General features: G+C 60.1%; 26 protein-coding genes. 15 read left to right on the plus strand and 11 right to left on the minus strand.

Annotated features, from left to right (window positions below; translation table 11 throughout):
• Positions 1-291: 291 nt before the first annotated feature.
• Positions 292-630: a preprotein translocase subunit SecE gene (gene secE / locus PB2503_RS08475; RefSeq protein ID WP_013300831.1), complete on the plus strand. Its 339-nt coding sequence runs from the start codon at positions 292-294 to the stop codon at positions 628-630.
• A gap of 16 nt (positions 631-646) precedes the next feature.
• On the plus strand, positions 647-1,183 hold the full coding sequence (gene nusG / locus PB2503_RS08480) for a transcription termination/antitermination protein NusG (protein WP_013300832.1): 537 nt from the start codon (positions 647-649) through the stop codon (positions 1,181-1,183).
• Between the two features lie 177 nt (positions 1,184-1,360).
• Here the strand turns inward: nusG and ctrA are convergent, their stop codons facing one another.
• The gene (gene ctrA, locus PB2503_RS08485) at positions 1,361-2,053 is read right to left on the minus strand and encodes a response regulator transcription factor CtrA (protein WP_013300833.1); all 693 of its coding nucleotides are present in this window, start codon (positions 2,051-2,053) and stop codon (positions 1,361-1,363) included.
• 281 nt (positions 2,054-2,334) lie between these two features.
• Between ctrA and PB2503_RS08490 the strand changes: the two genes are divergently transcribed.
• On the plus strand, positions 2,335-2,820 hold the full coding sequence (locus PB2503_RS08490; protein WP_013300834.1) for a YajQ family cyclic di-GMP-binding protein: 486 nt from the start codon (positions 2,335-2,337) through the stop codon (positions 2,818-2,820).
• 16 nt (positions 2,821-2,836) lie between these two features.
• On the opposite strand, the gene PB2503_RS08495 is transcribed toward PB2503_RS08490, so the two are convergent.
• Positions 2,837-3,397, minus strand: coding sequence for an SspB family protein (locus PB2503_RS08495; RefSeq protein WP_013300835.1), 561 nt, complete (start codon positions 3,395-3,397; stop codon positions 2,837-2,839).
• Between the two features lie 9 nt (positions 3,398-3,406).
• Positions 3,407-4,525 carry a P-loop NTPase gene (locus PB2503_RS14005; RefSeq protein WP_013300836.1) on the minus strand — a complete coding sequence of 373 codons (1,119 nt, stop codon included), beginning with the start codon at positions 4,523-4,525 and terminating at the stop codon, positions 3,407-3,409.
• A 207-nt stretch (positions 4,526-4,732) separates the two neighbouring features.
• Between PB2503_RS14005 and hflK the strand changes: the two genes are divergently transcribed.
• The 4 genes from hflK (at position 4,733) to PB2503_RS08520 (ending at position 8,871) form a co-directional block, all read left to right on the plus strand.
• Entirely contained in the window at positions 4,733-5,929 is a 1,197-nt protein-coding gene (gene hflK, locus PB2503_RS08505; RefSeq protein WP_013300837.1) for an FtsH protease activity modulator HflK, read from the plus strand.
• On the plus strand, positions 5,929-7,068 hold the full coding sequence (gene hflC / locus PB2503_RS08510) for a protease modulator HflC (RefSeq protein ID WP_013300838.1): 1,140 nt from the start codon (positions 5,929-5,931) through the stop codon (positions 7,066-7,068). The genes hflK and hflC overlap by 1 nt, the downstream gene beginning before the upstream one ends.
• A gap of 99 nt (positions 7,069-7,167) precedes the next feature.
• On the plus strand, positions 7,168-8,523 hold the full coding sequence (locus PB2503_RS08515; protein ID WP_013300839.1) for a trypsin-like peptidase domain-containing protein: 1,356 nt from the start codon (positions 7,168-7,170) through the stop codon (positions 8,521-8,523).
• Positions 8,524-8,670: 147 nt separating this feature from the next.
• Positions 8,671-8,871: a hypothetical protein gene (locus tag PB2503_RS08520; RefSeq protein ID WP_148235236.1), complete on the plus strand. Its 201-nt coding sequence runs from the start codon at positions 8,671-8,673 to the stop codon at positions 8,869-8,871.
• 172 nt (positions 8,872-9,043) lie between these two features.
• On the opposite strand, the gene purL is transcribed toward PB2503_RS08520, so the two are convergent.
• The 3 genes from purL to PB2503_RS08540 are packed head-to-tail and all read right to left on the minus strand — an operon-like array spanning position 9,044 to position 12,711.
• Positions 9,044-11,779, minus strand: coding sequence for a phosphoribosylformylglycinamidine synthase subunit PurL (gene purL / locus PB2503_RS15045; protein ID WP_013300841.1), 2,736 nt, complete (start codon positions 11,777-11,779; stop codon positions 9,044-9,046).
• A gap of 45 nt (positions 11,780-11,824) precedes the next feature.
• Positions 11,825-12,490, minus strand: coding sequence for a phosphoribosylformylglycinamidine synthase subunit PurQ (purQ, locus tag PB2503_RS08535; RefSeq protein ID WP_013300842.1), 666 nt, complete (start codon positions 12,488-12,490; stop codon positions 11,825-11,827).
• Between the two features lie 41 nt (positions 12,491-12,531).
• The gene (locus tag PB2503_RS08540; protein ID WP_013300843.1) at positions 12,532-12,711 is read right to left on the minus strand and encodes a hypothetical protein; all 180 of its coding nucleotides are present in this window, start codon (positions 12,709-12,711) and stop codon (positions 12,532-12,534) included.
• Between the two features lie 125 nt (positions 12,712-12,836).
• On the opposite strand from PB2503_RS08540, the gene PB2503_RS08545 reads away from it, so the two are divergent.
• On the plus strand, positions 12,837-13,424 hold the full coding sequence (locus PB2503_RS08545; protein WP_013300844.1) for a flavodoxin family protein: 588 nt from the start codon (positions 12,837-12,839) through the stop codon (positions 13,422-13,424).
• Positions 13,425-13,503: 79 nt separating this feature from the next.
• On the opposite strand, the gene rpmG is transcribed toward PB2503_RS08545, so the two are convergent.
• Complete coding sequence (gene rpmG, locus PB2503_RS08550; protein ID WP_041535506.1) at positions 13,504-13,671, minus strand: 50S ribosomal protein L33; 168 nt, start codon at positions 13,669-13,671, stop codon at positions 13,504-13,506.
• A gap of 169 nt (positions 13,672-13,840) precedes the next feature.
• Between rpmG and PB2503_RS14565 the strand changes: the two genes are divergently transcribed.
• Both PB2503_RS14565 and PB2503_RS08555 read left to right on the plus strand, forming a co-directional pair.
• Complete coding sequence (locus tag PB2503_RS14565) at positions 13,841-14,128, plus strand: hypothetical protein (RefSeq protein WP_148235237.1); 288 nt, start codon at positions 13,841-13,843, stop codon at positions 14,126-14,128.
• A gap of 190 nt (positions 14,129-14,318) precedes the next feature.
• Entirely contained in the window at positions 14,319-14,753 is a 435-nt protein-coding gene (locus PB2503_RS08555) for a hypothetical protein (protein WP_041534960.1), read from the plus strand.
• Here PB2503_RS08555 and PB2503_RS08560 read toward each other — a convergent pair.
• From PB2503_RS08560 to PB2503_RS08575, 4 genes are all read right to left on the minus strand, one after another.
• A complete protein-coding gene (locus PB2503_RS08560) occupies positions 14,708-15,871 on the minus strand; it encodes an MFS transporter (RefSeq protein ID WP_041534961.1) in 1,164 nt (387 codons plus the stop codon). The genes PB2503_RS08555 and PB2503_RS08560 overlap by 46 nt on opposite strands.
• Positions 15,872-15,996: 125 nt before the next feature.
• Entirely contained in the window at positions 15,997-16,587 is a 591-nt protein-coding gene (locus PB2503_RS14010) for a DUF2141 domain-containing protein (protein ID WP_013300849.1), read from the minus strand.
• Between the two features lie 219 nt (positions 16,588-16,806).
• Complete coding sequence (locus tag PB2503_RS08570; RefSeq protein ID WP_013300850.1) at positions 16,807-17,580, minus strand: ferredoxin--NADP reductase; 774 nt, start codon at positions 17,578-17,580, stop codon at positions 16,807-16,809.
• A gap of 194 nt (positions 17,581-17,774) precedes the next feature.
• Complete coding sequence (locus PB2503_RS08575) at positions 17,775-18,818, minus strand: methyltransferase domain-containing protein (RefSeq protein ID WP_013300851.1); 1,044 nt, start codon at positions 18,816-18,818, stop codon at positions 17,775-17,777.
• A 168-nt stretch (positions 18,819-18,986) separates the two neighbouring features.
• On the opposite strand from PB2503_RS08575, the gene panD reads away from it, so the two are divergent.
• From panD to PB2503_RS08600, 5 genes are all read left to right on the plus strand, one after another.
• The gene (gene panD, locus PB2503_RS08580; protein WP_013300852.1) at positions 18,987-19,343 is read left to right on the plus strand and encodes an aspartate 1-decarboxylase; all 357 of its coding nucleotides are present in this window, start codon (positions 18,987-18,989) and stop codon (positions 19,341-19,343) included.
• A 61-nt stretch (positions 19,344-19,404) separates the two neighbouring features.
• Positions 19,405-21,027, plus strand: coding sequence for a M28 family peptidase (locus PB2503_RS08585; RefSeq protein ID WP_013300853.1), 1,623 nt, complete (start codon positions 19,405-19,407; stop codon positions 21,025-21,027).
• A gap of 92 nt (positions 21,028-21,119) precedes the next feature.
• Positions 21,120-22,814, plus strand: a complete 1,695-nt coding sequence (gene recN / locus PB2503_RS08590) for a DNA repair protein RecN (protein ID WP_013300854.1) — start codon at positions 21,120-21,122, stop codon at positions 22,812-22,814.
• Positions 22,811-24,994, plus strand: coding sequence for an NAD-dependent DNA ligase LigA (ligA, locus tag PB2503_RS08595; protein ID WP_013300855.1), 2,184 nt, complete (start codon positions 22,811-22,813; stop codon positions 24,992-24,994). The genes recN and ligA overlap by 4 nt, the downstream gene beginning before the upstream one ends.
• A gap of 166 nt (positions 24,995-25,160) precedes the next feature.
• On the plus strand, positions 25,161-26,033 hold the full coding sequence (locus tag PB2503_RS08600; protein WP_013300856.1) for an SDR family NAD(P)-dependent oxidoreductase: 873 nt from the start codon (positions 25,161-25,163) through the stop codon (positions 26,031-26,033).
• The last annotated feature ends 8 nt before the right edge of the window (positions 26,034-26,041 follow it).

Raw genomic sequence — 26,041 nt, forward strand, 5'->3', positions numbered from 1 at the left:
GCCCTGCGCCGCCGCCAAGGGCACTGGACGAAGAGGGCTGGCGCTGGCGGATGGGGCTCTCTTGCGTCCTCCTCAAGCGGCGCCTTGGGAAGGGATAGAAGGAGCGGGGAGAGGAGTCGGGAGCAAGGGGACGCGGCCCTGTCCGGTCGGAGATTTCAGGGCACAAGGCTCGCTGTTGACTTCCCCCATAGGATCGCTAAGCGCATATATCTCCCCAACAACCCGGTGTTTTTGAGCAGTGATTTGCCTGAGACGGCCGGTAGTGAGCCCGCCCGTTAGAGGATCCGTTCCATGCCGAAGTCTAAAAATCGCCGTAAGCCGAAACGGAGCCAGGGGAGTGCCCCGGCGAGCCCTGGGCGCCCCGACGCCGGTGCCTCTTCGGCCGCTACGGCGAAGTCGGTTCAGGGGGATGCGAAAGAAGCCTCCCCCGCCGCCAAAAAAGTGGGCCCAATCCAATTTTTCCGTCAGGTGCGGGATGAGGCGCTGAAGGTCACCTGGACGTCACGCAACGAAACACTGGTTTCGACGATCATGGTACTGATCATGGTGGCCCTGGCGTCGATGTTCTTTCTCCTCGTCGACACCGTCCTTCGGTGGATCGTCCCGATCATCCTCTCGGTCAGCGTCTAAATCAGAAGGAAACACCATGGACGCGAAATGGTACATCGTGAACGCGTACTCGAATTTCGAGAAAAAAGTCGCCGAAGCCATCAAGCAAAGTGCTGAAGAAAAGGGCCTCTCTCACCTTTTCGAAGAAGTCCTGGTCCCGACCGAAGAAGTCGTCGAAATTCGCCGTGGGCGGAAGATCAACACAGAACGCCGCTATTTCCCCGGCTATGTGCTTGTAAAAATGGTGATGAACGACCAGTCCTTCCACGTGGTGAATTCGACCTCAAAGGTAACGGGCTTTTTGGGCTCGGGGAAGAAACCCATTCCGGTAAGCCAGAAAGAGGTCGACCGGATCCTCGGAACCATGGACGAGCAGGAGCAGGTCCCTGCAAAGCCCGCCATCCTCTACGATATTGGCGAGACCGTGAAAGTGGTGGATGGTCCTTTCGCGTCCTTTTCCGGTGTCGTCGAAGACATCGATGAAGAGAATGCCCGGCTTAAAGTCTCGGTGTCGATTTTTGGGCGCGCAACGCCGGTTGAACTCGAATATAGTCAAGTCGACAAGGAGAGCTGAGGCGGCATCCGGCCCAAGCTCCCGACTTCGATCCGCTGACGCCCCTCGGAGCCCTTTGACGTTTCGGGGGGTGCGAAATAGGTGCCCTGTTAATCACAATAGGCACGAAAAAACCCGCCTCAAGTCAATGATGACGAAGAAGGCGGGTTTTGATCAGGATAGTAAGGAAGGGGAGGCTTACGCCGCGACCTCTTCGGCGGGGTCGCGCAGGACGTATCCCCGGCCCCAGACCGTCTCGATATAATGTTCTCCATCGGTGGCGGCGGCCAGTTTTTTCCGCAGCTTACAGATGAAAACGTCGATAATCTTAAGCTCGGGCTCGTCCATACCGCCATATAGATGGTTCAGGAACATCTCTTTCGTCAGTGTTGTGCCCTTCCGCAGGGAAAGAAGCTCCAACATCTGATATTCTTTACCCGTCAGGTGGACCCGTTGTCCGGAGACTTCGACGGTCTTTGCGTCAAGATTGACGGTGAGCGCGCCGGTCGTAATGACCGATTGGCTGTGCCCTTTTGACCGGCGGACAATGGCGTGAATGCGGGCAACCAGCTCGTCCTTATGGAACGGCTTGGTCATGTAATCGTCAGCACCGAAGCCAAGTCCGCGAACTTTATTTTCGGTATCCCCAAGACCTGTGAGAATGAGGATCGGGGTATTCACCTTCGCAACACGCAGCGATTTGAGAACGTCAAAGCCCGTCATGTCAGGCAAGTTCAGATCCAGAAGGATGATGTCGTAATCGTAGAGCTTGCCGAGATCGACCCCTTCTTCGCCCAGGTCCGTCGTATAGACGTTGAAACCATCGGACTTCAGCATCAGTTCGATGCTTTGGGCGGTTGCCCCGTCATCTTCGATCAGCAAAACGCGCATTCGGGTGCCCTCCAGGTCTTCGTCAAAGCCGCGACTATCGAAATTTTGTCATGGCGCTTACAGATCAAAGATTACGGGAATTTACTTTCTTAAACCTTAATGGCCTTGCAGGTGAGAAAGGATTGGTCCGCCAACTTTAATCGCCGGTGACATTTTTTAACGGTGATTTCCTTGTACACACAAGCCTCAGCGAGCGGAAATTCATCATTGCGCCGGCGTAGATGTTTAATGCGACCGCAGAAATCGAGGCTACCATATTTGTCCTTCGGAAGGAGAGCTAAATGCCATCGTTCGACGTGGTGTCGGAAGTCGACACATCGGAAATCAAGAATGCCATCAGCAATGTGATGCGGGAAATCGGCACGCGCTACGATTTTAAAGGATCGAAGAGCGAAGTGGTCGCCGAGTCGGCGACTGTGAAAATGTTCGCCGACGATGAGGCGAAATTGCGCCAGGTTCGGGAGATCCTACAGGGGCATCTGCAGCGACGCGGGATCGAACCGGGTCAATTGGACTACGGAAAGGTCGAGTCGGCGACAGGCCAGGCTGTCCGGCAAACCGTCACGGCGAAGGAGGGGATCGATCGCGACCTGGCCGGCAAGATCGTCAAGAGCCTCAAGGGATCGAAACTGAAGGTTCAGGTCGCGATCCAGGGGGAAGAATTGAGGGTCACCGGCAAAAAGCGCGACGACCTTCAGGCGGCGATCGCTTTCATCAAGGAGATGGGCATCGACCAGCCCCTTCAGTACAAGAATTTCCGCGACTGATCGGCGGGCCGTCGCTCTATTTCTTCCTGAAGCGATCGATCGATACGATGTCAGCCGACCCGCTTTGCGGTCCACTCGGTCCGTCATCGTCGGGCCCGTCATCGTCATTGTCGTCACGATGAGCGGGGCGGGATTTATCGCCCCGTGGCGTGAAGGGTTCGACCGATCCTTGGACGGTCGGCGCCGCCGTGTCGGTTTCGCCGAGAACCTCTATGGCCACCGGAAACTGGCGTGAATAGTTGACGCTGGGATCGGCGAATTCGGCGATTGCATCGAAGGGAATGATCAGTCGGTCAGGGACGCCCTTGAAGTGCAAGGTCACCTCGAACCGATCAGCATAGACCCGTAAGCCTTCGAACTGATGTTGAAGAACGATGACCATCCGCTCAGGATATTGCTCCCGCAGGGTGTCGGACATCTCCACCCCCTTCGCATTGGTCAGGAAGCCGATGTAAAAATGATGCTCCCCCGGGGGATGCCCGAGGGTCTCCGTTATTGACAACACGTCCCTTACGACGTTCCGCAATGCGGCCAGTTCGAGAAAAGTATAGTCAAGTTCGGAATCATCATCAGCCATAGTCGGCTCCTAATCGGTGCCGGAGGGCGGGTCCAGTGCGATCAGATGGGCGGCAAGCGCGTGGAACGCCGCTTGCGGCGCGATGTCCTTGCCGATGAGGGGCGGCTCGGCGAGGGCAGACCCAAGGGGCAGACGCGCCAGGATCGGTAAATCCACGGCGTTCTCGTCCAATGACGGGCCAAGGGGCGAAGGGCCACCGTCAAGACTTGCCATATTTTCGACCAGCCCCGCCAATGGGGTGCCGAGTTGCCGAAAAAGGCTGGCCCCGCGCCGCACATCGGCGAGGGCCAGGGGGCTCGGCGTTGTCACCAGGAGACCCAGATCGAGCACGGCCCGTTGCAGGAGCGTCAGATGCGCATCGCCAGTTCCCGGCGGGGTATCGATGACGAGCCAGTCGAGCCCCTCCGGCCATGCCGTTTCAAAGAGGAGCTGCTTTGCCGCCCCCATGACCATGGGGCCTCGCCAGGCAAGGGCTTTATCATCGCCGACCAGAAAGCCGATCGACATGAGGGCAAGGGGCCCTGCCTCAAGGGGGACGAGGCGGCCCTCCCGCGTTTCCGCCTTACGGCCTTCAAGACCGAAGAGGAGGGGTTGGGAGGGACCGTAAATATCAAGATCGAGAAGACCGACCCGGGCGGCGGGCCTGTCTTCGGTGGCCGTCGCGAGGGCGAGGGCAAGACGCGCCGCGATGGTGCTCTTGCCAACCCCGCCCTTGCCGCTGGCGACGGCCAGCACCCGTGCGGCATTGCCGGGGCGGCTTTTTTGCGGTCGTTGAGGCTGGGCGCCGGCCCCGCCGGGAGGGGGAGTGTCGGGACCTGTGGGAAGAGGGCGATGGCCATCGCGCTGCGGGGCGCGGTGGGGCGTTGATGGGGAGGGCTGGCCGTGGCGGGGGGCGACAAGGGTGACTTTTTGCGGCGCGGCTTGGTGGTTGAGGGCGGCTGACAGCTCGTCGATCTTGTCGGCGGTAAGGGCATGCCCCTCACCAAGGACGATGGTGGCCGCCTGGTCTCCCAGGACTCGACTTGGGGAAATCGTGACCGTCGCCCCGGGAACCCGGTCGTCGAGGACCGCCTTCAAATCGCGTTCGAGCCGGCCCCAACGCGCGGCGTCGCGAATCTTCGACCACATAGTCGACCTCCTCTGCTAGGCGTCTCGATGCGGCATTCCGAACGGTTTGCGTTCTTTCAACCGCTCCACATATAGAGAGTTCATCCGAATTTCCGGCGGGAGATCCTGAAACTTTTTTTGGCCGTCATCATGACGCCCCCTGGACCACGACCGATAATGAATGAGGGCCTAATAGGGGCCCCTTGGAAAGGATAGTACACCAGTACAATGCCATGGACGGATAAGCCCGGTGGATCGGGCAGCGGGAGCGGAAACGGAAGCGGACCCTGGGGAAGGCCAGGGGGACAGAATGGCGGCGACGACCGTCGACCGGCGGGAGGACGGCAATCCCCCGATCTTGAGGAATTGCTCCGATCGGGACGAGAGCGTTTTCGTCGCGGCGGGGGCGGCGGCAGCGGCAGTGGCGGGGGCAGTGACTTTAAATTGCCGTCCGGCCCGACCCTTGGCATCGCCGCTGTGGCGATCGTCTTGCTCTGGCTCCTCAGCGGACTTTACTCCCTGCCGCCGGGGGCGCGGGGCGTGGTCACGACCTTTGGCAATTATTCGGCCCTCACTGGACCGGGCCTGAATTGGCGACTGCCATGGCCGTTTCAGGATCATGCGCGCGTTCAGGTGGATCAGGACCGGTCGGTGACCATTGGTCGAGGGCGCCAAACCTCGATGGTGACGTCCGACCTCAATATCGTCGACGTTCAGATGACCGTCGACTATCAAATCTCCCCCGATGTCGGGCTGGCCGAGGGCGAGCTGCCCAATGCGGCAAAGTATATTTTCAATATCGAGAATCCTGACGGCCTGGTCCGAGCCGTGTCTGAATCCGCGCTGCGGCAAGTGGTCGGTGAAAGCGATTTCAGTCAGGTCATTGCCGAGAACCGGGCGTCGGTCAGCTTGCGGACCCAGGAAATCATCCAGGAGATTCTCGATAGCTATAGCAGCGGGATTGAGATCATCCGGGTCAATTTCGGTCAGGCAGATCCCCCCGAGGATGTCATTCCCGCCCAGCGTGACGTTATCGACGCCCGGTCCGGGGCGGAACAATTGGTCAATGAGGCCAACCGCTACCGAAATAACCGCGTGCCTCGGGCTCGTGGTGAGGCACGGGAGATCGAACTCGCCGCCGAAGCCTATGGCCAGCGGGTCGTGCGTGAGGCGCGCGGCGCGGCAAGCCGCTTCAACGATATCTATGCCGAGTATGTCCAAGCCCCCGATGTGACGCGGGAGCGGATGTATCTGGAAACCATGGAAGGGGTCCTTGGGACCATGAACAAGGTGGTGATCGACGACAATGCCGGTGGGGCGCTGCCCTATCTCAACCTCAATGAATTGGTGCGCGAAGGTCAGCGATCCCGCAGCGGGTCCACCCCGCCGGCCACCAACCAGGACACGACCGGAGGGCAACGCTAATGTTGACGCCAGCCCGTATCGCCATTCTGGCCGCGATTGGCGTGGCCCTGATTATTGGCAGCACGCTGTTTTTTACCGTTCAAGAAGATGAGCAGGCCGTGGTCCTCCAATTCGGGGCGCCGGTGGGGGAACCCATCAATGTTCCCGGCACCAATGAGGCCGGCCTGAACATGAAACTGCCATGGCAGAACGTCATCCTGTTCGACCGCAAAAATCTTGAATTCGACCTCCGCGAAGCAGAGGAAATCATTGTGCGGAACGAGGAGCGGCTGTTGGTCGATGCCTTTGTTCGATATGAGATCGAGAATCCATTGCTCTATCTCCAGACATTGGGCGCAACCTCGCAGGACAAGAACCAGATGCGGAACGTCCTGAACGACCGCCTGACACGGATCCTTTCGGAGGCGATGCGTGACCGTCTCGGCTCTCGGACGATCAGCCAGATTATCGACGATGACCGCGCTGAAATCATGCAGCTGATCAGCCAGGATGTGATTGTCGAAGCGCGGGAGCTTGGCATCAATGTCATCGATGTCAGGATTCGCCAGGCCGATTTCCCGGCGGAAAACGCGGCCCAGGTCAATCAGCGAATGATTTCGGATTATAATCAGCAGGCTGAGCTGATCCGGGCGCGGGGCGAAGAACGCGCACGGGAAATCCGCGCCGAGGCTGACAAAGAGGTCGTCCGGGTGAGGGCTGAGGCCGAAGAGCGTGGGCAGATCATTCGCGGTCGCGCCGATGCGATCCGCAACTGTATCTTTGCCGGGGCCTATCAAGGGGTCGAAGTCAACGTACAGACGATCGAACCGCCCGAAGAGGTGTCGGGCCTTGGTCAAGAGATCGCAGGTGAGGAAGCCATTCCGACCCTCAGCAGTGGCGAGGCGCAGAATTCGATTCTTCCCGAACCGACGGCGCCCACCTTGGTCGATGTTGAAGAGCAATTGGCCGAAATGTTGGGCATTACCTGCGAAATCCTCGGCAGTCCGACGGATGGGGATGCGTCTCGGCGTGAATTTTTCGCCTTCTATCGGTCCCTTGATGCCTATCGGACTGCCCTGGGGACGGATGATGGCACGACGATCGTGTTGTCGCCGGACTCGCAGTTCTTCCGGTACTTCAATAACCAGAACGCAAATTAAGCACCCACGGTCACAGCCTGTCCTGATCCGAAAAGGAGTGGCTGTGACCAGTTGCGTCGGGGGACCGTTCGTTTACCTTGCTTGCGTAGAAGAGTGGGCATGGTTTTGCGGAAAGTCATCCTCATCGTCCTTGCGGCGGTCATTCTCCCCCTCGACGCCCCGAGGGCGCAGGCCAGTCTTCGGGCGGCGCCGGATAATTTCGTCGAGCTGGTGGAAACGGTGATGCCCGCTGTGGTGAATATCTCCACAGCGCAGAGCGCAGCGGCGCGCGAAGCCGCTCTCCAATTGGGTCTGACCCGTAGCGAAGGCGTCTCCTTAGGGTCTGGCTTCATCATTGACCCGTCCGGCATCGTCGTCACCAATAATCACGTCATCAAGGGCGCGGCCGTCATCACGGTAACCCTTGAAAACGGGGCCGAATACAAGGCTGTGCCCCGCGGGGTGGACCTCGAAACCGACCTGGCGGTGCTTCAGATCGAGGGCGGCGCGCGTTTTCCCTATGTCGAGTTCGGCGATTCCTCAGCCATGAAAGTCGGTGAGTGGGTTGTCGCGATCGGCCAGCCCTTTGGTCTTGGGGGGTCCGTCTCGGCGGGCATTATTTCCGGCAAGAGCCGTAATCTCGACTCCGGTCTTTATGACGACTTTCTTCAAACCGATGCCGCCATCAATCAGGGCAATTCCGGGGGCCCCCTGTTCAACCTTCGCGGCGAAGTCGTCGGCGTGAATACCAGCATCATCTCCCAAAGCGGGGGATCGAACGGGGTCGGCCTCGCTATTCCCGGTCGTCTGGCCGAAAAGGTGGTGGGCCAGCTCATCACCTATGGGGAGACCTTCAGGGGGTATCTCGGCGTCTATCTAGAAGACGTAACGCCCAGTGCGCAGAAGCGCCTGTCGCTTCCTGGGGCCGAAGGGGCGCTGGTCGCAGGGGTTCCCACGGCGGGGGGGCCGGCGGCCCTTGCGGGGATCCAGGTCGACGACGTGATCGTGCGCTTTGACTCCCAGTCAGTGAAAACCCGCCGCGACCTCACACAATTCGTCGCCGAGGCGCAAATCGGGGAGGCCGTGCCGATCGAGGTGATCCGGCGGGGGCAGCGACTTCGTCTCAAGGTGACGATTGGTCGGCGGGAGACCCTGACAGTGCGCCGCAACGCTGACACGATCGAGCTGGCCGGTCTCACCCTTCAGGCGGCCAACACCGAAACCAAAACCCTCTATGGTCTCGATCCGTCGATTGAGGGGGCGGTGATTACCAATGTCAGCCAGACCAGCCCCTTTGCCGACATTTTCCGAGCCGGTGACGTTATTCGCGAGTTTGGCTGGCAAAAGGTCAGCGACCCGTTGAGCTTTGATGCGCTCCTCGAAACGGCGCGTCGCGACAGGGCCCGCCGTCCGGTCAGTGTGCTGATTCAGCGCGGCAATGACTATTTCGAAACCTTGGTGATGCCGCAGAATTGATCGACCGCAAGGTAGTCGATGTCCCTCGCGATTAACCATACCGAAGCCTCTTTCCGGTAGGGATAAAACGAGCTGCTGGCGACGCTGGCCTTTGGGGCGAAGCGTCCTATGTTTCCAGCAACAATAATAGAAGACAGGGTGGAAACCATGTTCATCGGTTCGATGCAGATTCCCGACATGTCCCGCGTTCCCGGCGACGGCCAATCCAAGCGAGTGTGCGAAACTGAGCGGGAGACCCCGCCCTCACTCCTCGATATGCCACAAACCTATGAGGATCTTCGCAGCGCGGCTGTCCCGTCACGCGGGCGAGCCGTCCCCCATGGGGGCGCCCAAGCGATCGCCTCCTAGAGCCATTTCAGTGCAATCGGCGTCATGAAACGTCTCTAGGCCTTTGTTTTATCGCCTTTTTAAGCGCACCGGTTCCGGCTTCGCTTGAAAAGGCTCTGGGCGTTATTCATGTCGTGCGCGTCGTCACGGGGCCCCTTGCCCCGGCGGCCCCCTGCGGCGCGAGCGCGCGGGGCTACGCCTTGCTCAAGGGCACGGTTTCGAGCGCCAGCGCGTGCAGCGTGCCGCCCATCTTTCCCTTGAGGGCTCGATAGACAAGCTGGTGCTGTTGCACCCGATTGAGACCGTCAAACGCCGATGAAATGATCCGCGCTTGCCAGTGATCATCGTCACCGGCCAGGGCGGTCAGTTCGATCTCCGCGTCGGGCAAGGCCTCCTTGATCATCGTCGTGAGTTCGTCTTTCGCCATCGGCATGGGGGACTCCTCCGTTTCAAAGCGCTGGGGCAAGGTTTCGCTGTGCAGGCGGTCCAGGTCAAAGACCGACATCCGATCCCGCCCATCGACGATAATGTCCTCGCCCCCGAACAAGCCAAGGCGTGTCGCCTGAATGCCGGCCATGGCGCATTTCAGCACGACCCGGTCCGCCGCCTCGGTCGGCAGGGCAAGGACGTAGCGGGCTTGGTCCTCGCCAAACCAGAATCCAGCCCGTCGATCCTTCACCGGGGTCGTCAGGGCCACCCCTTGGCCGGAGGCCAGCGCCATTTCCGCAATAGCCACCAGAAGACCGCCATCCGCGACATCATGGGCCGCGGTGATCTCGGTCTCGGACATCAGTTTAAGGACGAGATCCCCGACCTCGCGCTCCGCCTTGAGATCGACGGGAGGGGGGGCGCCGTCTTCGATCCCAAAGATCTCTCGAAGGTAGAGGGATTGACCGAGCCAGCCCCGGGTCAGACCGAGGGCGATAACGGCATCGCCCTCGCGCGCGCCATTGAGCCGCGTAACACTGTCGACCTTCCCGACAAGGCCCACCGCGCCGATGGCCGGCGTGGGGAGGATCGCTTGCCCGCTGGTCTCATTGTAAAGGGAGACATTGCCGGAGACGACGGGCATGGCGAGTGCCTCTGCGGCCTCCGCCATCCCCTCAATGCACCCCACAAATTGGGCCATGATGTCAGGGCGCTCTGGATTGCCGAAATTGAGGCAATTGGTGATCGCTAGGGGGAGGGCGCCGGTCGCCACCAAATTGCGATAGCTCTCGGCGACAGCCTGTTTGCCTCCCTCCTTCGCATCGGCCAGACAATAACGGGGCGTCACGTCGGTCGTGATCGCGAGCGCTTTCTCTTTGCCATGGATGCGGATCACCGCGGCGTCGCTCCCTGGGGGCACGACCGTATCTCCCATCACGGAATGATCGTACTGGGACCAGATCCAGGCGCGCGAGCAGAGATCCGGACACGCCATCAACTGGCCAAGGACGGAAACAAGAGAGGATCCAGCCGCATTGTCGGCGAGGGAGACGGCGGTCTTCGCGCTCTCGGTTTCGACGGACTCCACAATGTCGGTGGTGCCCAGATTGGCGGCGGCGGCGAGGAGACGGTCGACGATCTCGGCTGCGGGGTCGCCCTCGCCGCGGATATAGAGCTGCGCGGTCCGCCCCGCCTGGGTCAGTCCTACGCGCAGATGCGTTGGGGCGTCCTCTCCCACCGTTTCGGCAATCAGCGCCTCGATAATCGGGCCGAGGTCCTGCTCTTTTTGACGTAAAACCGCTTTTCCTTCGACCACGGTGACCGTGAGATCGGTCAACGCCGGGGGCGAGGGGGGGGGCGTATAGGGCCGGTCATAATTCGGGGCCGCATCGGCAAGGGGCCCAAGCGGCAGGTCGGCGACGACCTCGCCGCCATGGCGAATGACCAGACGGCCAGTGGCCGTTGTCTCCCCTATGACCGCAAAATCGACCCCCCATTTTTCGAAAATGGCCGCAGCTGAGTCTTCGTGTCCCGGCCGCAGAACCATCAGCATACGCTCCTGGCTCTCTGACAGCATCATCTCATAGGCCGTCATATCGGCTTCCCGCTGGGGGACCCGGTCGAGATCGAGGTCGAAACCGCCTTCTCCTGCGGCGGCCCCCTTTGCGGCCATCTCCACGGAGGAGGAGGTGAGACCCGCCGCCCCCATATCCTGGATCGCCAGGATTGCATCGGTCGCCATTAATTCGAGGCAGGCTTCAAGAAGAAGTTTTTCCGTAAACGGATCGCCCACTTGAACGGTAGGACGCTTTTCCTCACTGTCTTCGCTAAATTCGGCCGACGCCATCGTGGCGCCATGAATCCCGTCGCGCCCGGTCTTGGCGCCGACATAGACAACGGGGTTGCCCGCGCCCTTTGCCGCAGACAAAAAGATCTTGTCCTGGTCGACGAGGCCAACGCACATCGCATTAACGAGAATATTGCCGTTATAGGCGGGATGAAAATTCGTCTCTCCCCCAACCGTTGGTACACCCATACAATTGCCGTAACCGCCGATCCCCGCCACGACGCCGGGCACCAGATGATGGGTAAGAGGGTGGTCGAAGGCCCCGAAACGGAGGGCATTCATCATCGCGATGGGGCGGGCGCCCATGGTGAAGACATCGCGCATAATGCCCCCAACCCCCGTCGCCGCCCCCTGATAAGGTTCGATGAAGGAGGGATGGTTGTGGCTCTCCATTTTGAAGACTACCGCTTGCCCGTCGCCGATATCGACGACGCCCGCATTCTCCCCCGGCCCATGGATGACCTGCGGCCCCTTGGTGGGCAGTTTGGCGAGATGGCGCCGCGAGGATTTGTAGGAACAGTGCTCCGACCACATGACCGAAAAGATGCCTAATTCGAGCAAATTGGGGTCGCGCCCCAAATGTCCGACGATATCGGCATATTCATCGGCGGTCAGGCCATGGGCGGCGATAATATCTTGGCTTTGGGCGGTCATGAAGGGCTGATGCCCAAGCTCCCTGATATGCGCAAGTGCGGTGAGCTATGCCGAGGCGTCGAGCAAGCCGCGGAAAAACAGCGCCCCGTCCTCGCCGCCCAAGCGTTGATCGATCGCGCGCTCCGGATGGGGCATCAATCCAAGGACATTCCCGCGCTCATTGGCGATACCGGCGATGTTACGGGCCGACCCGTTGACGTTTTCAACGTACCGAAACAGCACCTGCCCCTCGCCCTCAAGGCGATCGAGCACCTCCTCATCCGCTTGGTAATTTCCATCGTGATGGGCGACGGGGAAGCGGACATAGGGACGCGCGCCAAAGCCGCGGCGGAACGGTGAGGTTGTGGCCCCATCGAGGCGCAAGGTGCGTTGACCGCAGACAAAGTCGAGGGACTGATTCCGCAGCAGCGCCCCGGGCAATAGTCCACATTCGGTCAGGATCTGAAAACCGTTGCAAATGCCAATGACCAGGGCGCCGTCTTCGGCCCTCGCCCGGACAGCATCGATGATGGGCGCGTTTGCCGCGAGGGCCCCCGCCCTCAAATAGTCACCATAGGAAAAGCCGCCGGGGATGACGATGAGATCGACGGGGGGCAGGTCGGTTTCGGCGTACCAAACCCGTTGCGGTGTTGTGCCGATCGTGGCCTTAAGGGCCGTTTCGGCGTCTCGATCACAATTTGAGGCGGGGAAGACGATGACGGCAGATTTCATTCTGCCGCCTTTAGGCGGCTGCCCCCACGACGGCAATTTTCTTATTGATCGGGACGGTCAATTTCCAATGTTGCCCCTTTGGGCCCTGTGATCTGCACATCCGGCTCGTCTCCGGGGCCCTGGACGAAAAACATCCAGGCACCAAAAGCGACGATCGCCACAGCAACGGCCCCAAGGCCAAAGGCGACGGCGCTATTCGATCCATTATTGTTTCCAGACACCTGAGGCTCCTTCGCATTAGCTACCTCTCCTCTACGTTCGTCAGGGCGAAAAGTTCCGCCGGGGGAGGATGTGGCAAGTTCTGCGTGGCTGCCTAGGTGATGGAGGAGACATAACGGAGACTCCCATGACCCATCTGACGATCGTTTATCATTCAGGTTACGGCCACACCGCCCTTGTTGCCGAAGCCATCCGCGATGGCGCAATGAGCGTTGAAGACACCGAGGTTGCGTTGATTGAGGCGGCGGAAGCCGAATCCCAACTCGACCGTTTTGACGCCACCGACGGGATTGTTTTTGGCGCCCCCACTTATATGGGCTCGGCCTCCGCCCCGATGAAAAGCTTCATCGATGCCACCTCGAAACCGTGGTTCGAGTTGAAGTGGAAAGACAAGATCGCCGGGGGCTTTACCAATTCAGGTAATCTGTCGGGAGATAAACAGGGAACGCTGATCCAGTTTGTGGTTCTCGCGGCGCAGCATGGCATGATCTGGGTGCCCCCGGCCGCGATGCCTGAATCGATGACCAAGGATGATGTGGCAACGGGCGATCGCCAATCCATCAATCGTCTTGGTGCCTATGTCGGGGTGATGGCCCAGTCGGAGAATGCCGAGCCTGGTCCCGATAATCCCCCCAAGGGCGATATCGCCACGGCAAAAGCCTATGGGGTGCGTCTGGCGAAGGCGGCCAAGCGGTGGGGCCAGGGCACATTGTAGGCGACTGAAAACCTCTCGCCCCGTGATACGAAAAAGCCCGCTAAAAGCGGGCTTTTTTTATAGCGATGATCAAAGATGATTATTTGATTTTGCCCTCTTTGAATTCGACATGTTTGCGGGCAACCGGATCGTATTTCCGCACGACCATTTTCTCAGTCATCGTTCGCGTGTTCTTCTTCGTCACGTAGAAGAAGCCGGTTCCCGCCGTCGAATTCAGGCGGATCTTGATCGTTGTCGGTTTCGCCATGACGACAAAAATCCCAAAAAAGGGCCCGTTGGGCCAATTGCAAAGACAAGAGCCATGCCGAAACCAAGAGGCGACGTCAAGCGGCAAGAGCCTCTCACACGACAAACCTTGTGCGCGTCGGCTGGGCGGGTGCCTATCGTGCGGCGGCGGCTCCATTTGACTTATTTAAATGAAAATCAGTCGCAACAAAGTAAAAGACTCTGTTGTTGACGTGTCAGGTGAATTGAACCATTTCCGTTGTCAGCCGTTATTGTGGCAGAGACATCGAGGAGTATTGATAATGACTTGCAATGCCTGTGCTTTTTTCAATGAAATTGGATCCGAATGTCGCCGCTATGCGCCGCAGCCCGTTGATGCGGCCAAGGGGGAAATGAAGGCCAGCTGGCCGACCGTTGCCAAATCGGACTGGTGCGGTGAATTCAAACAAGACGAGGCTTCGGGCAAGAAATCGGCCTAAGGCGCTGACCGTTCTTCAAGGTCTAAGCCCGGTTGTCAGACCGGGCTTTTTTTTGCTTCGGGGGCGCGGGCTGGATCTCCCAAGATTTCGGTCTCATCCCGGTTTGCTGCCGCAGAGGTGCGAGGGAGGGGTTTTCCTGTCGTGGAAGTCCGATCTTGCATTTGATTATGCGAATGATTATCATCTTTGCATGATGATGATGCCTCTTCGTTCCATGACCCCGCCACCGGCCCTTTCGCAAGACGATCTCTGGCTGTTGTCGCTTCTGCGTGGCAGCTTCAGGGGGGAGGGCGATCAGGTTACCGCGCAGGTGCGGGCGTGGCCGGGCCGCGCCGAAGGGCGCATTCTTGGGTGGTCCATCGATCGACTGGTGGGGGTTCTGCGCACTGCGGGGCGGCGGCCGTTCGACGTTGGCACGGGACCGGCCCCTACCAGCGATGAGCGGCGCTTGTTGTCGGTCATCGACTGCCTCGCCGAGAGCCGCCCTCAAGCGGCCCAGCAGCAGGCCCAATGGCTGGTCAAGGGATCCGCCATAGGGGCCTTGTGTGAGCGGGCCGCGCCCCTCGCCAAATTGCCCCTTTACGGCGCGGTGGACCGCCGGCGGCGCCAGACAAGGGCCGCGTAACCGAGCAAGAGCGCAAGCAAGAAGACTTCAAGACCGGTTTGCCCGAAGGCACTGCGGCTGAGCCCTGCGCCGACCGGGCCGATAATGGCGCCAAGGCCATAGCTGAACACATAGCCCGTATTGGCGGCGGCAAGGTCTTTTCCGCCAAAGCTGTCCCCAAGAAGGGTCAGGCCCATCGTATAGATACCCGCCAGAAATCCTCCCCAGACAAAGAGAAGGGGGAAAAGGAGGCTGAGGGTCGGGCCGATCGCCACAAACCCCGCCGCCCCGGCGAGAGAGACCCCTGCGCACAAGAGAAGACCCCGGCGATGCCCTATGCGGTCGGCCAATCGGCCGAGTGCATATTGAAAGGTGACAAGACCCAAGCCGTAAACCGTGATCGCGCGCGCCCCGAGATCGGCGCCAAGCGCCTCCTCGATCGCATAAACGGGTAAGAACGTCAGAATTGCCGCCTCGGCCCCAGCAAAAATCGCCGCGGCGGCAAAGGTCGCCGGTGCTTTGGCGAGGATGGTAATGGCCCCGAAGAGAGGCGGGCGCTCTTCGCTGTCGACAGGGGGGGCGGGAGCCAACAGGATCGGCAGGCTGGCCGTGGCGAAAACGCTGCCGCCGATCAGAAAAGGTATCGCCCCAATCGTGCTGCCCCATTCGACCAATTGGGGCCCCGCCGCAAACCCTAGGGCCAGAAAGGTCGAATACATCCCGATAATGCGGCCGCGAGTGTCCCGCGTCGCCAGCGCGTTGATCCAGATCTCCGATCCGACGAACAGCCCCGCCCCGCCGATCCCGAATAAAAACCGTAACGGGTACCACAGCCACAACCGGTCCCCCACAAGGGCGAAGCCGGCATAGGTGAGAATCATCAGGCAAAGGCAGAGGGCCAAGAAGAGTTTGAGGCCGATGGGCTTGATCAGACGGGGAAAGAAGGGCGTGACAACAATCGCCCCTAACGCAGCCATGCCGGCATTGAGGCCGATGGCTTGATCGCTGGCGCCGTATTTTTCGAGAAATATCGAAAAGAGCGGGAGGGAGTGACCGAACGCGATGGCGGCCACGGAAATGGTCGATATCGCCGCGATCAAGCCAAGGTGTCGGTCCCGGCGGGATGGGGTGTCCATCATCTATATCTCAAGGCCGCGTCGCCGCGGTGGCTCATTGTTACGGGGCACGCCATCCGCGATGCGATGTCATGAAAAAAGCCGCTCCTGTCGGAGCGGCTTTCGACGATAAGAAACGCAAAAAGCGCTTATTTCATTAGGGTGACGGTGACTTCGGTCTCACCCATCACGTCGACTTCAGCCGGGCCAAAGGCGGGGGCACCGCCCTGCGCCGCGCCGGACAGGGCCCAGGGCTCCGTCGGAACGCCATTATCACCAAAGCCGAGGGAACCATCGCCATCGGTGTCCTGGAATACGGCCACCGCATAGGTGCCCGGTTCGACGTCTTCAAAGCTCAACGTGACGCTCTCGGCGGAGGCATCGGTGGTCGCCGCATAGCTGCCCGCGAGGGTTGCGAATTCTTCGGCGGTTTGCAGCACGGCCAGCACCTCGCCGCCATCGACTTCGACCCCTTCGACGGTCACGGCAACCATTGCCATGTCGTCGGTCATCTCATCCATGGTTTCGTCGGCCTCGGCCGCCATTTCGTCCATGGTTTCGTCAACTTCGGCCATCGCGTCTTCGGACGCCATTTCCACGGACTCCATGGTTTCTTCAGCAGCCTCCTGCGTGGATTCAGCCGCGTTCTCCATCGCCTCTTCGGCGTCGGTCTCTTCACCGCCGCCACAGGCAACAAGTGCGAGGGTGGCAGCAAAGGCAATCGGTGCAACAAATTTCATTTGGCAATCTCCCATAGGCCAAGACAGCATAACGGCTGATGGCGTGATCCGTTCAAGAACGAGATAACCCCTGACGCCCAACCGACCAGTGACAGGGGCCACGTAAACCATGTTTTGTCAAGGTCACGCCCCCCAAAGACAGGCCGCAACCCCGCATAAAATAAGGCGAGACCGGGGGTTAGGTCAGTCTTGACGCCGCCGATCTTTTTTCTAGGCAAGTTATCCAACAAAGGCCTTTTCGACCACAAACTCGGCCGGTTTGCTGTTTGAGCCTTCCGTCAAATCGAATCCCGCCACGCGGTCTTTCGTGTCGTTGATCATCGCCATCGACCCACAGATCATCACGCGGTCGGTTTGCGGGGACAGGGGGGGAACCCCCAGATGGGAGAACAGCTCTCCACTATCGAGAAGGGCCGTAATGCGTCCCTTGAGCGGATAATCCTCGCGGGTGCAGGAGGCGACGTAGCGCACCTTTTGCGGGGCTTCGTCCCCAACCAGCGGATCGTCCGCCAACCCGTCGATGATTTCCCGCGAATAGTCGAGTTCCGATCCGATCCGGCAGGTATGGGTAGCGATCACCTCGTCGAATTTCTCGTAGGTTTCCGGCTCCCGCAACAAGCTGGCGAAGGGCGCAAATCCGGTGCCGGTGGAGAGCAGATAGAGCCGCTTACCGGGGGTCAGGGCATCGAGCACCAATGTCCCCGTCGGCTTTTTCCCCACGATAATCTCATCGCCGGGGGCGATCTTTTGCAATTTCGAGGTCAGCGGGCCGTCCTCGACCTTGATGGAGAAGAATTCGAGTTCCTCGTCCCAGGCTGGGCTGGCAATCGAGTAGGCACGGAGAATGGGTTTGCCGGTCTCGCCGGGCAGGCCGATCATGACAAACTCGCCGGACCGGAAGCGAAAACCGGGATCCCTGGTGGTCCGAAAGCGGAACAGGCGATCGGTATAATGGTGAACGGACCGAACGGTTTCGGTGGTAAACGCTGACATCGGGGCCTCTTCTCTGACCGCTTTGCTGCCCGCCGCAAGGTGGGCGTCTTTAGGAAACCGGGGATATGGCGACGGGGAGGGGGGCACGGCAAGTCAGGGCTTCTCACGCTCCCACAAGGAATCCTTGCCTCAAAGCCGTCGGGGGACGACCAGCATGACCATGACGGCCGTGGAGACAACCGGTCTCCGTGCGGTCAGCAGCAGCCGCCGCTGCCTTCGGCGGCCTCTTCGGCGCTGAAGGGGACCGGTGTGCCGCAATCGGGGAAGATGCCGTAATGGGTGTTCCTATTGCCGAAGAACTCGAAATGCTCGGCGAACCGCGACAGCGCCAGCATGTCATAAGTGTTGCCGCACACAGGAAACATCTTGCCCGTTTCGATCCGGTGATGATCGTCGAGCACAAAAACGTCGGGGGCATGCTTCACCGTGCCGCGATAGATGACAGCCTGACCGTAATCCTCGCAGGCGGGCTCCAATCCTTCGAGATTGAAGAGGCGATAGGTCGCAGACCAGAAGCGCGCCTGGCCCAAGCGATCTTGCAGCACGTCGTTTTCCACTGTCAGGGGGCGAGAGGTGCAGAGCCGTGGATCGGCAAAGCCCGCTGCCTTGGCCATGGAAATGAAGTCATTCCAGTAAAGGGCGCCGCCCAAGCACTCGCCATAGAGCACGGGGTCGTTCCGAACGGCATCGGAGAGGCGGCGGTCGGCATAAACATCGGAGAAGTAGAACTCGCCACCAGGCTTCAGGAGCGACTTGACGTGGCGCAGCACCGCCAGCTTGTCCGTACATAGATTGATGACGCAATTCGAGACGATGACATCGAAACGCCCGGGGGCAAGACCGATCTGATCGAGCGTTTCGAGGGTGCCCTTGTAGAAGGACACATTTCGGAAGCCGAACTTTTCTGCGTGCCAATCCTTGCCGGCCTCGGCGACGGCAAGCTGCTCATCGGTCATGTCGACCCCGATCACCTCTCCTGTGGCCCCCACCATCTGGGCGAGGGCGTAGACATCCCTGCCCGATCCCGAGCCAAGGTCGAGGATGCGCGCCCCTTCAAGGGCGAGGGGGGCGATCAGGCCGCAGCCATAATATTTCGCCATGACCTCGTCGGAAATGTTGGAAAGAAGCTCCTTGTGCCAGCGCGGAATATCTTCGACCGTGCAGCAGGCATCGGTTTTGAGATCCTCGGATGCTTGCAGTGTCTTTCCATAATAATCGCGGACAAGTTCTTGATTCATGGGAGGCCTTTCTCGGGCACTTGTGGGATCTTGCGTATCGGCAAGGGGGAGTTAACGACGTTACGCCATGATGGTACGCAACGACGATATTCTCTCCTCGGGGTGGGGCTGAAAAAACTGTGTTACACCCTATATCTCGTGAAACGACGCCATAGGTTACAAAAGACAATGTTACTAACGCTGCTGAAAGCGAAAATTCATGGCGCGACCCTCACCATGACCGATCTCCATTATGAGGGGTCGATCGCCATCGACGAAGACCTTCTCGAGGCGTCGGGGATACTGCCCTACGAACAAGTTGATATCTGGAATGTGACCAATGGCGCGCGGCTGTCGACCTATGCCATGGCTGGTCAACGGGGGTCGGGGCAATTACTGCTGAATGGGGCGGCGGCACGCCTCGCCCATGTGGGGGATCGGGTGATCATCTCCGCCTTTGCCCAATTTGAGGCCGATGAGGTGGAGCGGCACAGGCCGTCCATCGTTCTCGTCAATCCGGATAATTCTGTAAAATCGATATTATAAGGACGGGCGCTGACCCGAAAGGTCCTTTCCGGGGCCCTAGGGATCGCACGAAGGAAGCGTAATGTTTGATCGGTTTGGGGCAATTGCCCTTTTGGTTGTCCTCAGCGCCTGTGTGAGTGACCCTTCGGTTTCTGCGCGATCGGGCGACGATGCGTCTCCAGTCGTTCTCAGCGACGATGATTTATCCCCCTCGGCCCGGCGATTCAAAACGGATCTGACCACCTTGGCGAGCGATGCCTATCAAGGGCGGGAGGCCGGCACCCCAGGCTATGACAAAGCCGTGGATTATGTGGTGGCGGCGTATGAAAAGATTGGCCTGGTGCCGGCGGGGGACGATGGCACCTATTTGCAGTCGGTGCCGCTGCGCCGCGCCTCTCTCGCCTTGGGGACAGCGGAATTCTCGGTGTCGGGCCAGCGATATCAGCGCTTTGAAGATTATGCGGTGGTTCCCTCCACCTATGAGACCACGGTCGATGTCTCCGGTGACGTTGTGTTCATGGGCTATGGCCTTGATGCACCGGTTTTCGATCAAACGGCCTATCGCGAGATCGATGTCACCGGAAAGATTGTCGCCGTGCTGCAGGGGGTGCCCGAGGGGTTGCCCTCTGAGGAGGCGGCTCATTTCTCGCGGCTCGACGTGAAGGTCCAAGCCGCCAGAGCCTATGGCGCGGCTGGCCTTATTGTCATTCGCCCGATCGGCGCGGAAAATAATACGGGTCTCGACCGCAGGGTACGTCGGCCGATGGAGCAGGTCATTCTCCCCGAAGACCGCCGTGGTGACTTGCCCGCAACGGCCGTCCTGACCCGCCCGGGGACGACCAAATTGCTGAAAGCGGCCGGGATCACCTCAGCCCAGCTCGATGCCGCCTCGGCGCCCTTGGCGCTCAATGTCAGCGTCCGGATCGTCGCGGAAACGGTTCACGAAGATTTTGCCTCCCCCAATGTCGTGGGAATGATCGAGGGAAGTGACCCCGAGCTGAAGGATGAATATGTGGTGCTCACCGCCCATCTGGATCATATCGGGGAGCTCCGCACGATTGCCGGGGCGGTGCAGGATGGCATCAACAATGGGGCGATGGATAATGCGTCGGGCATAGCGACCCTCCTCGAAGAGGCGCGGAAATTCTCCGCCGATAAGGAGCGGCCGCGTCGGTCCATTCTTTTCCTCGCATTGACCGCTGAAGAGAAAGGACTTTTGGGGTCGGAATATTTTGCCAACGCCCCGACCATTCCGCGGGAAGCCATGGTGGCGAATGTCAATCTCGACATGCCGATCCTGCTGCATGACTTCACTGACGTGATCGCTTTTGGGGCTGCCCATTCAAGCCTCAAACAGGTGGCCGAGGAAGCCGGCGCCTCGATGTCGATTACATTGACCCCCGATCCGGTGCCCGAGATGGTGCTTTTTGTCCGCTCGGATCATTATAATTTCGTGCGGATCGGTGTGCCGTCGATCTTCCTCTTCCTTGGCTTTGAAAATGGCGGCAAGGAGAGCTTCGAAAAATTTATGGCATATCATTACCATCAGCCATCGGACGAGTCTGACCTGCCGATTCTGTATAATGTCGCTGCCCGTTTTGCGGAGCTGAATTACCGAATCGCTAAGCAAATCGCCAATGCGGACGAGGCGCCGACCTGGAACGAAGGCGACTTTTTCGGTGACCATTTCAGCGGCGACGAGTAAGATCATTAGATAGATCAACGGATTATGCCGCTCCCTCGCGCGAGGCGAGGGAACGGCTTGACCCCGATGACCCATCGCTCAACATCTACGCCATGCTCGTCAATCTTCATGTCCAGGATATCGTTCTGATCGCGCAGCTTCGACTGTCCATCGGGGCGGGGCTAACGGCGCTGACGGGGGAGACGGGGGCGGGCAAGTCAATCCTGCTCGATAGTCTGGGCCTTGCCACCGGCGGCAAAGCGGATCGCTCCCTGGTCCGTCATGGCGCCGAGCGAGGCATCGTCGCGGCGACCTTCGATGTCGATCGCCGCCATGAGGTCTGGGCGGCGCTTGAGGAGGGGGGATTGTCGACAGAGGACGACACGATCACTCTGCGCCGTATTCAGTATGCCGACGGCAAGTCTCGCGCTTTCATTAACGATCAGCCCTGCTCGGTGGGACTCCTTCGGGCCGTGGGGGGGCGATTGATCGAAATCCACGGGCAACATCAGGCGCTTGGGTTTTTGGACGAGCGCGCCCATCGGCAATTGCTCGATCATTTCGGCGGCCATGAAGAGGCGCTGCGGGCGGTTCAATCGGCGGATGCGGCCCACCGGGCCGCGATAGCCAGCCTCGATGCGGCGATGTCGGCGGATCGACGACTGCATGAGGAAGCGGATTACCTTCGCCATATGGCCGAGGAATTGTCCGCTCTCGCGCCTCAAGCGGGAGAGGAGGCCCAATTGGCTGAACGCCGGGCAGTGCTGATGGCCGCCGAAAAGATCGGGGCCGACCTCGATGAGGCCGCGCATTTGCTCGAAGAAGATGGTCCAACGCGGCGATTGTCGACGGCGGCGGCCCAGCTTGAACGCGCTGCCGCCAGGCTCACCGAAGAGGGGGGAGCTCTCCTGCAAGCGGCGGTTGGCCGTATCGACGCCGCCCTTGCCGAGTTCGAGGCGGCAAGGGACGCCGTCAATCTGGCGGCCGGTCATTTTGCCGGCGACCCCGAGGAACTGAACGCCATCGAGGAGCGTCTTTTTGCCTTGCGTGCCGCGGCGCGGAAATATCAGCGACCCACGGACGCGCTCGTTCCCCTGCTGAACGAAGTGAGGGCTGCGTTGCGCGACCACCAGGAAAGTGAGGGGCGGCGAGACGACCTCGAAGTCGAGGTCAGAAAGACCAAAGCGCAATATGATGTGGCGACCGCTGCCTTGACGGCGGCCCGGCGACGGGCGGCCCGACGGCTTGAAAGTGACATGGCGAAAGAGCTCCGCCCCCTGAAGCTCGACCGTACCCGGTTCGTCGTTGAGCTCTCCGCCACAGAGGCAGGCCCCACCGGGACAGATCGGGTGCGCTTTATGGTGTCGACCAATCCCGGCCAACCGCCGGGGCCGCTTGGGTCGATCGCCTCAGGAGGGGAATTATCCCGCTTTGTCCTGGCGCTCAAAGCGGTGCTTGTGGCGCGGGAGGGGCGAACCGTGATCATATTCGATGAAGTCGATGCCGGCGTGGGTGGTGCCGTTGCCGACGCTGTCGGCGAACGCCTGGCCGGGATTGCGTCGGCCTCCCAGGTGCTTGTCGTCACCCACAGTCCCCAGGTCGCGGCGCGGGGCGCCGCCCATTTCCAGGTGTCAAAGACCGGCAAGCACGTTGTGGAGACCACTGTCCGTCATCTGACCGCCGAGGAACGGGTGGAGGAGATCGCGCGGATGCTGTCAGGCGCGAAGATCACCGACGCCGCTCGTGAGGCCGCCAAAGCGCTTCTCAGCGCGTCGGGGAAAAAGCCCAAAAAGAAGCGCGCGGCGTGACCGATCCAACGCTGCCCGAAGAATTGTCCGAGGCTGAGGCTGCGGATGAACTCGCCCGACTGGCGCATGAAATGGCGGCTGCCGACATCGCCTATGAGAACGCCGATCCGGTGATGACCGACGCCGCCTATGACGCCCTTCGCCGCCGCAATGAGGCGATCGAGGCACGGTTTCCGCATTTGCGTCGGGCGGACAGCCCCTCGCTCAGGGTCGGGACCGCCCCCAGCGGCAGATTTGCCAAGGTGCGCCATGCGCTCCCAATGTTGAGTCTGGATAATGCGTTTGCGGATGAAGATGTCGATGAATTTGTTACGCGAGTTCGACGATTTTTGCGGCTTGGCGAGGAAGAACCCTTAAGGCTGACGGCTGAGCCCAAAATTGACGGTCTGTCCGCTAATCTTCGGTATGAGGAGGGAAAGTTCGTTCTTGGGACGACGCGCGGGGACGGAACGGTCGGGGAGGATATTACCCGCAATCTTGCGACGATTGAGAATATTCCCGCCCGTCTTGAGGGGGCTCCATCGATTCTCGAGGTCAGAGGCGAGGTATATTTGGGTAAAGAGGCCTTCGCAGCGATGAATGACGCCTTTGCGGCCAGGGGCGAAAAGGTGTTTGCCAATCCCCGCAATGCGGCTGCCGGGTCCTTGCGTCAAAAGGATCCGTCGATCACCGCCGATCGCCCTTTACGATTTTTCGCCTATGCATGGGGGGAGGTGTCCTCTCCCCTCGGCGAGACCCAGACCGAGGCGGTGAAGCGTCTTTCCGACCTTGGTTTTTGCACCAATGAATTGATGGGCACCTTTGCGACGGCCAAGGAGGCCATCGCGCATTATCGTCATATCGAAACGCTGCGCGCCGCGCTCGATTACGATGTCGATGGGGTCGTCTACAAGGTTGATCGCCTCGATTGGCAAGAACGGCTTGGCGCCGTCAGCCGCTCACCGCGATGGGCAATCGCCCACAAATTCAGTGCGGAGAAGGCTGAAACGGTTCTCGAGCGAATCGATATTCAGGTTGGTCGGACAGGCGCCCTGACCCCTACGGCACGTCTACGTCCGGTGACCGTCGGCGGCGTTGTCGTCTCGAATGCGACCTTGCACAATGAAGACGAGATTGCCCGGCTCGATGTCCGGGAGGGGGATTCGGTTTGTGTCCAGCGGGCAGGGGATGTCATCCCCCAAATTCTCTCGGTTCTGACGGAAAAGCGACCGAAGGAGGCACAGCCCTATCGGTTTCCCACCCATTGTCCCGTCTGTGGCTCTGAAGCCGTGCGTGAACTGAACGAAAAAACGGGTGAACGGGATGTCGTGCGCCGCTGTACGGGCGGCCTTATCTGTCCGGCGCAGGGGATCGAGCGACTCAAGCATTTCGTAAGTCGGAAAGCGATGGATATCGACGGGCTTGGCGCCCGACAGATTGAGGATTTTTATGGGCGGCATATGATTGCCGAGCCCGCGGACATCTTCACGCTGCCGGCGCGTTATCATCAGGGCACGTTCGATGTGATCGGCACCTCGGATTTGAACAGCTATAAACGCCTGGCCCCCACCGCGACAAAGCCGGCAAGGTGGACCAAGGAGATCACGAACCGAAAATCTCTCGACAATCTGTTCGCCGCCATCGAGGCCGCGCGATCACGGCCCCTTGGCCGGGTCATCTTCGCCCTCGGGATTCGGCATATCGGAGAGATGAACGGGCGCCTGATCGCGCAAGGGGTGGAGACCCTCTCTGGCTTTTGCCGGCTTGGCGACCGTCTGGCGAAGGGGGACGAGGCCGCCCGTCAGGAGATGCTCGCGATCGATGGGATTGGCGACACGGTCACGGATGCCCTGGCGGCCTTTTTCCATGAGCCCCGCAACCGCGAAGCCCTGGACCGGCTGGCTGCGGAGATCAGCCCCGCCGCGCCGCCCAAACCCGCGCAAGACAGCCGTTTCAGCGGCAAGACGGTGGTGTTTACCGGCAAGCTTGAGCGCATGAGCCGGGACGAGGCGAAGGCGCGGGCGACGAGCCTTGGGGCAAAAGTGTCAGGGTCGATCTCCGCCAAGACCGATTATCTCGTGGCCGGGCCGGGGGCGGGGTCGAAACTGACCAAAGCGAAGGACCTTGGCGTCGACATCCTTACCGAAGATGAGTGGCTTGAGTTCATTTCGGACGAAGCCGTTTCAGTTCAATTGGAGTGATGAGCCGTCTTCTGTACTTCTGATCGCACCTCTTTACGTGGATCGGTGCCCATTTCGCTTGTGAATGCGCCGGCGACAGCGGGGTAGCATGCGGCGCGAGGTCTCTGTAAGAGCAGAAAAACGTCAAGTGTAAGAGCGGCGGTGCCGCAATTAGGGGAGGCACCTCATGGCCAAATACGATCTGAACAACAAAGTGGTCCTGATTACCGGCGCAACGGGGGGCATCGGCGCCGCCACAGCGCGGGAGCTTGCCAATAAGGGGGCTAATCTCGTTCTGGTCGATCTGGATGAGGAAAAGCTCAAGGCGCTCGCCGCCGAGTTTCAGCAGGGCCAGGCCCTCGTCGCGCCCGGGGACGTGACCGACGCGGCCCGGATGAAGGAAATCGTCGACGAAGCCGTTGCTACCTATGGTAAACTTGATGTCGCTCTCGCCAATGCGGGCATCGCCGGCAATCCGCCCTCAACGTCGCTGACCGCCTCGCGAGAAGAGGTCGAGAAGGTGATGGAGGTGAACATAATGGGTGTGTGGCGCACCGTTCATCCGTGCCTTGAGGAAATTGTCAAGAATAACGGCTATGTGATGATCACCGCCTCTGTTTATTCCTTCTTCAACGGTGTCGCCAATCTTCCCTATGCGACGTCAAAGGCGGCGGTGGAGATGATGTCCCGCTCCTTACGTGCGGAGCTCGCCGGGTCCGGCGCAAAGGCCGGGGCGCTCTATCCGGGCTGGGTCAAGACACCGATTATCGAGCAGGCGTTCGGCGGCAACGAGATTGCAACGAACATGATCAAAGGCGCCTTGCCGGCCTTTATGCGGACCCCCATTCCCGCCGAACGCCTGGCGAAGGCGGCGGTCAAGGGGATGGAGAAACGGGCGACACGGACGATCGAGCCGAAGTTCTGGGCGATGTTCTCCGCCTTCCGCGGTCTCTTCCAAAACGGCACCGATCTCCTTCTCGATGTGCATAAAAAGAATCACGGGCAATTGCGCAAACTCGATGATTGGAATCGGGAGCGCCTGGCCAAGCAAAACTCATGATCTCGAGC

The organism is Parvularcula bermudensis HTCC2503 (assembly GCF_000152825.2).
Classification (GTDB): domain Bacteria; phylum Pseudomonadota; class Alphaproteobacteria; order Caulobacterales; family Parvularculaceae; genus Parvularcula; species Parvularcula bermudensis.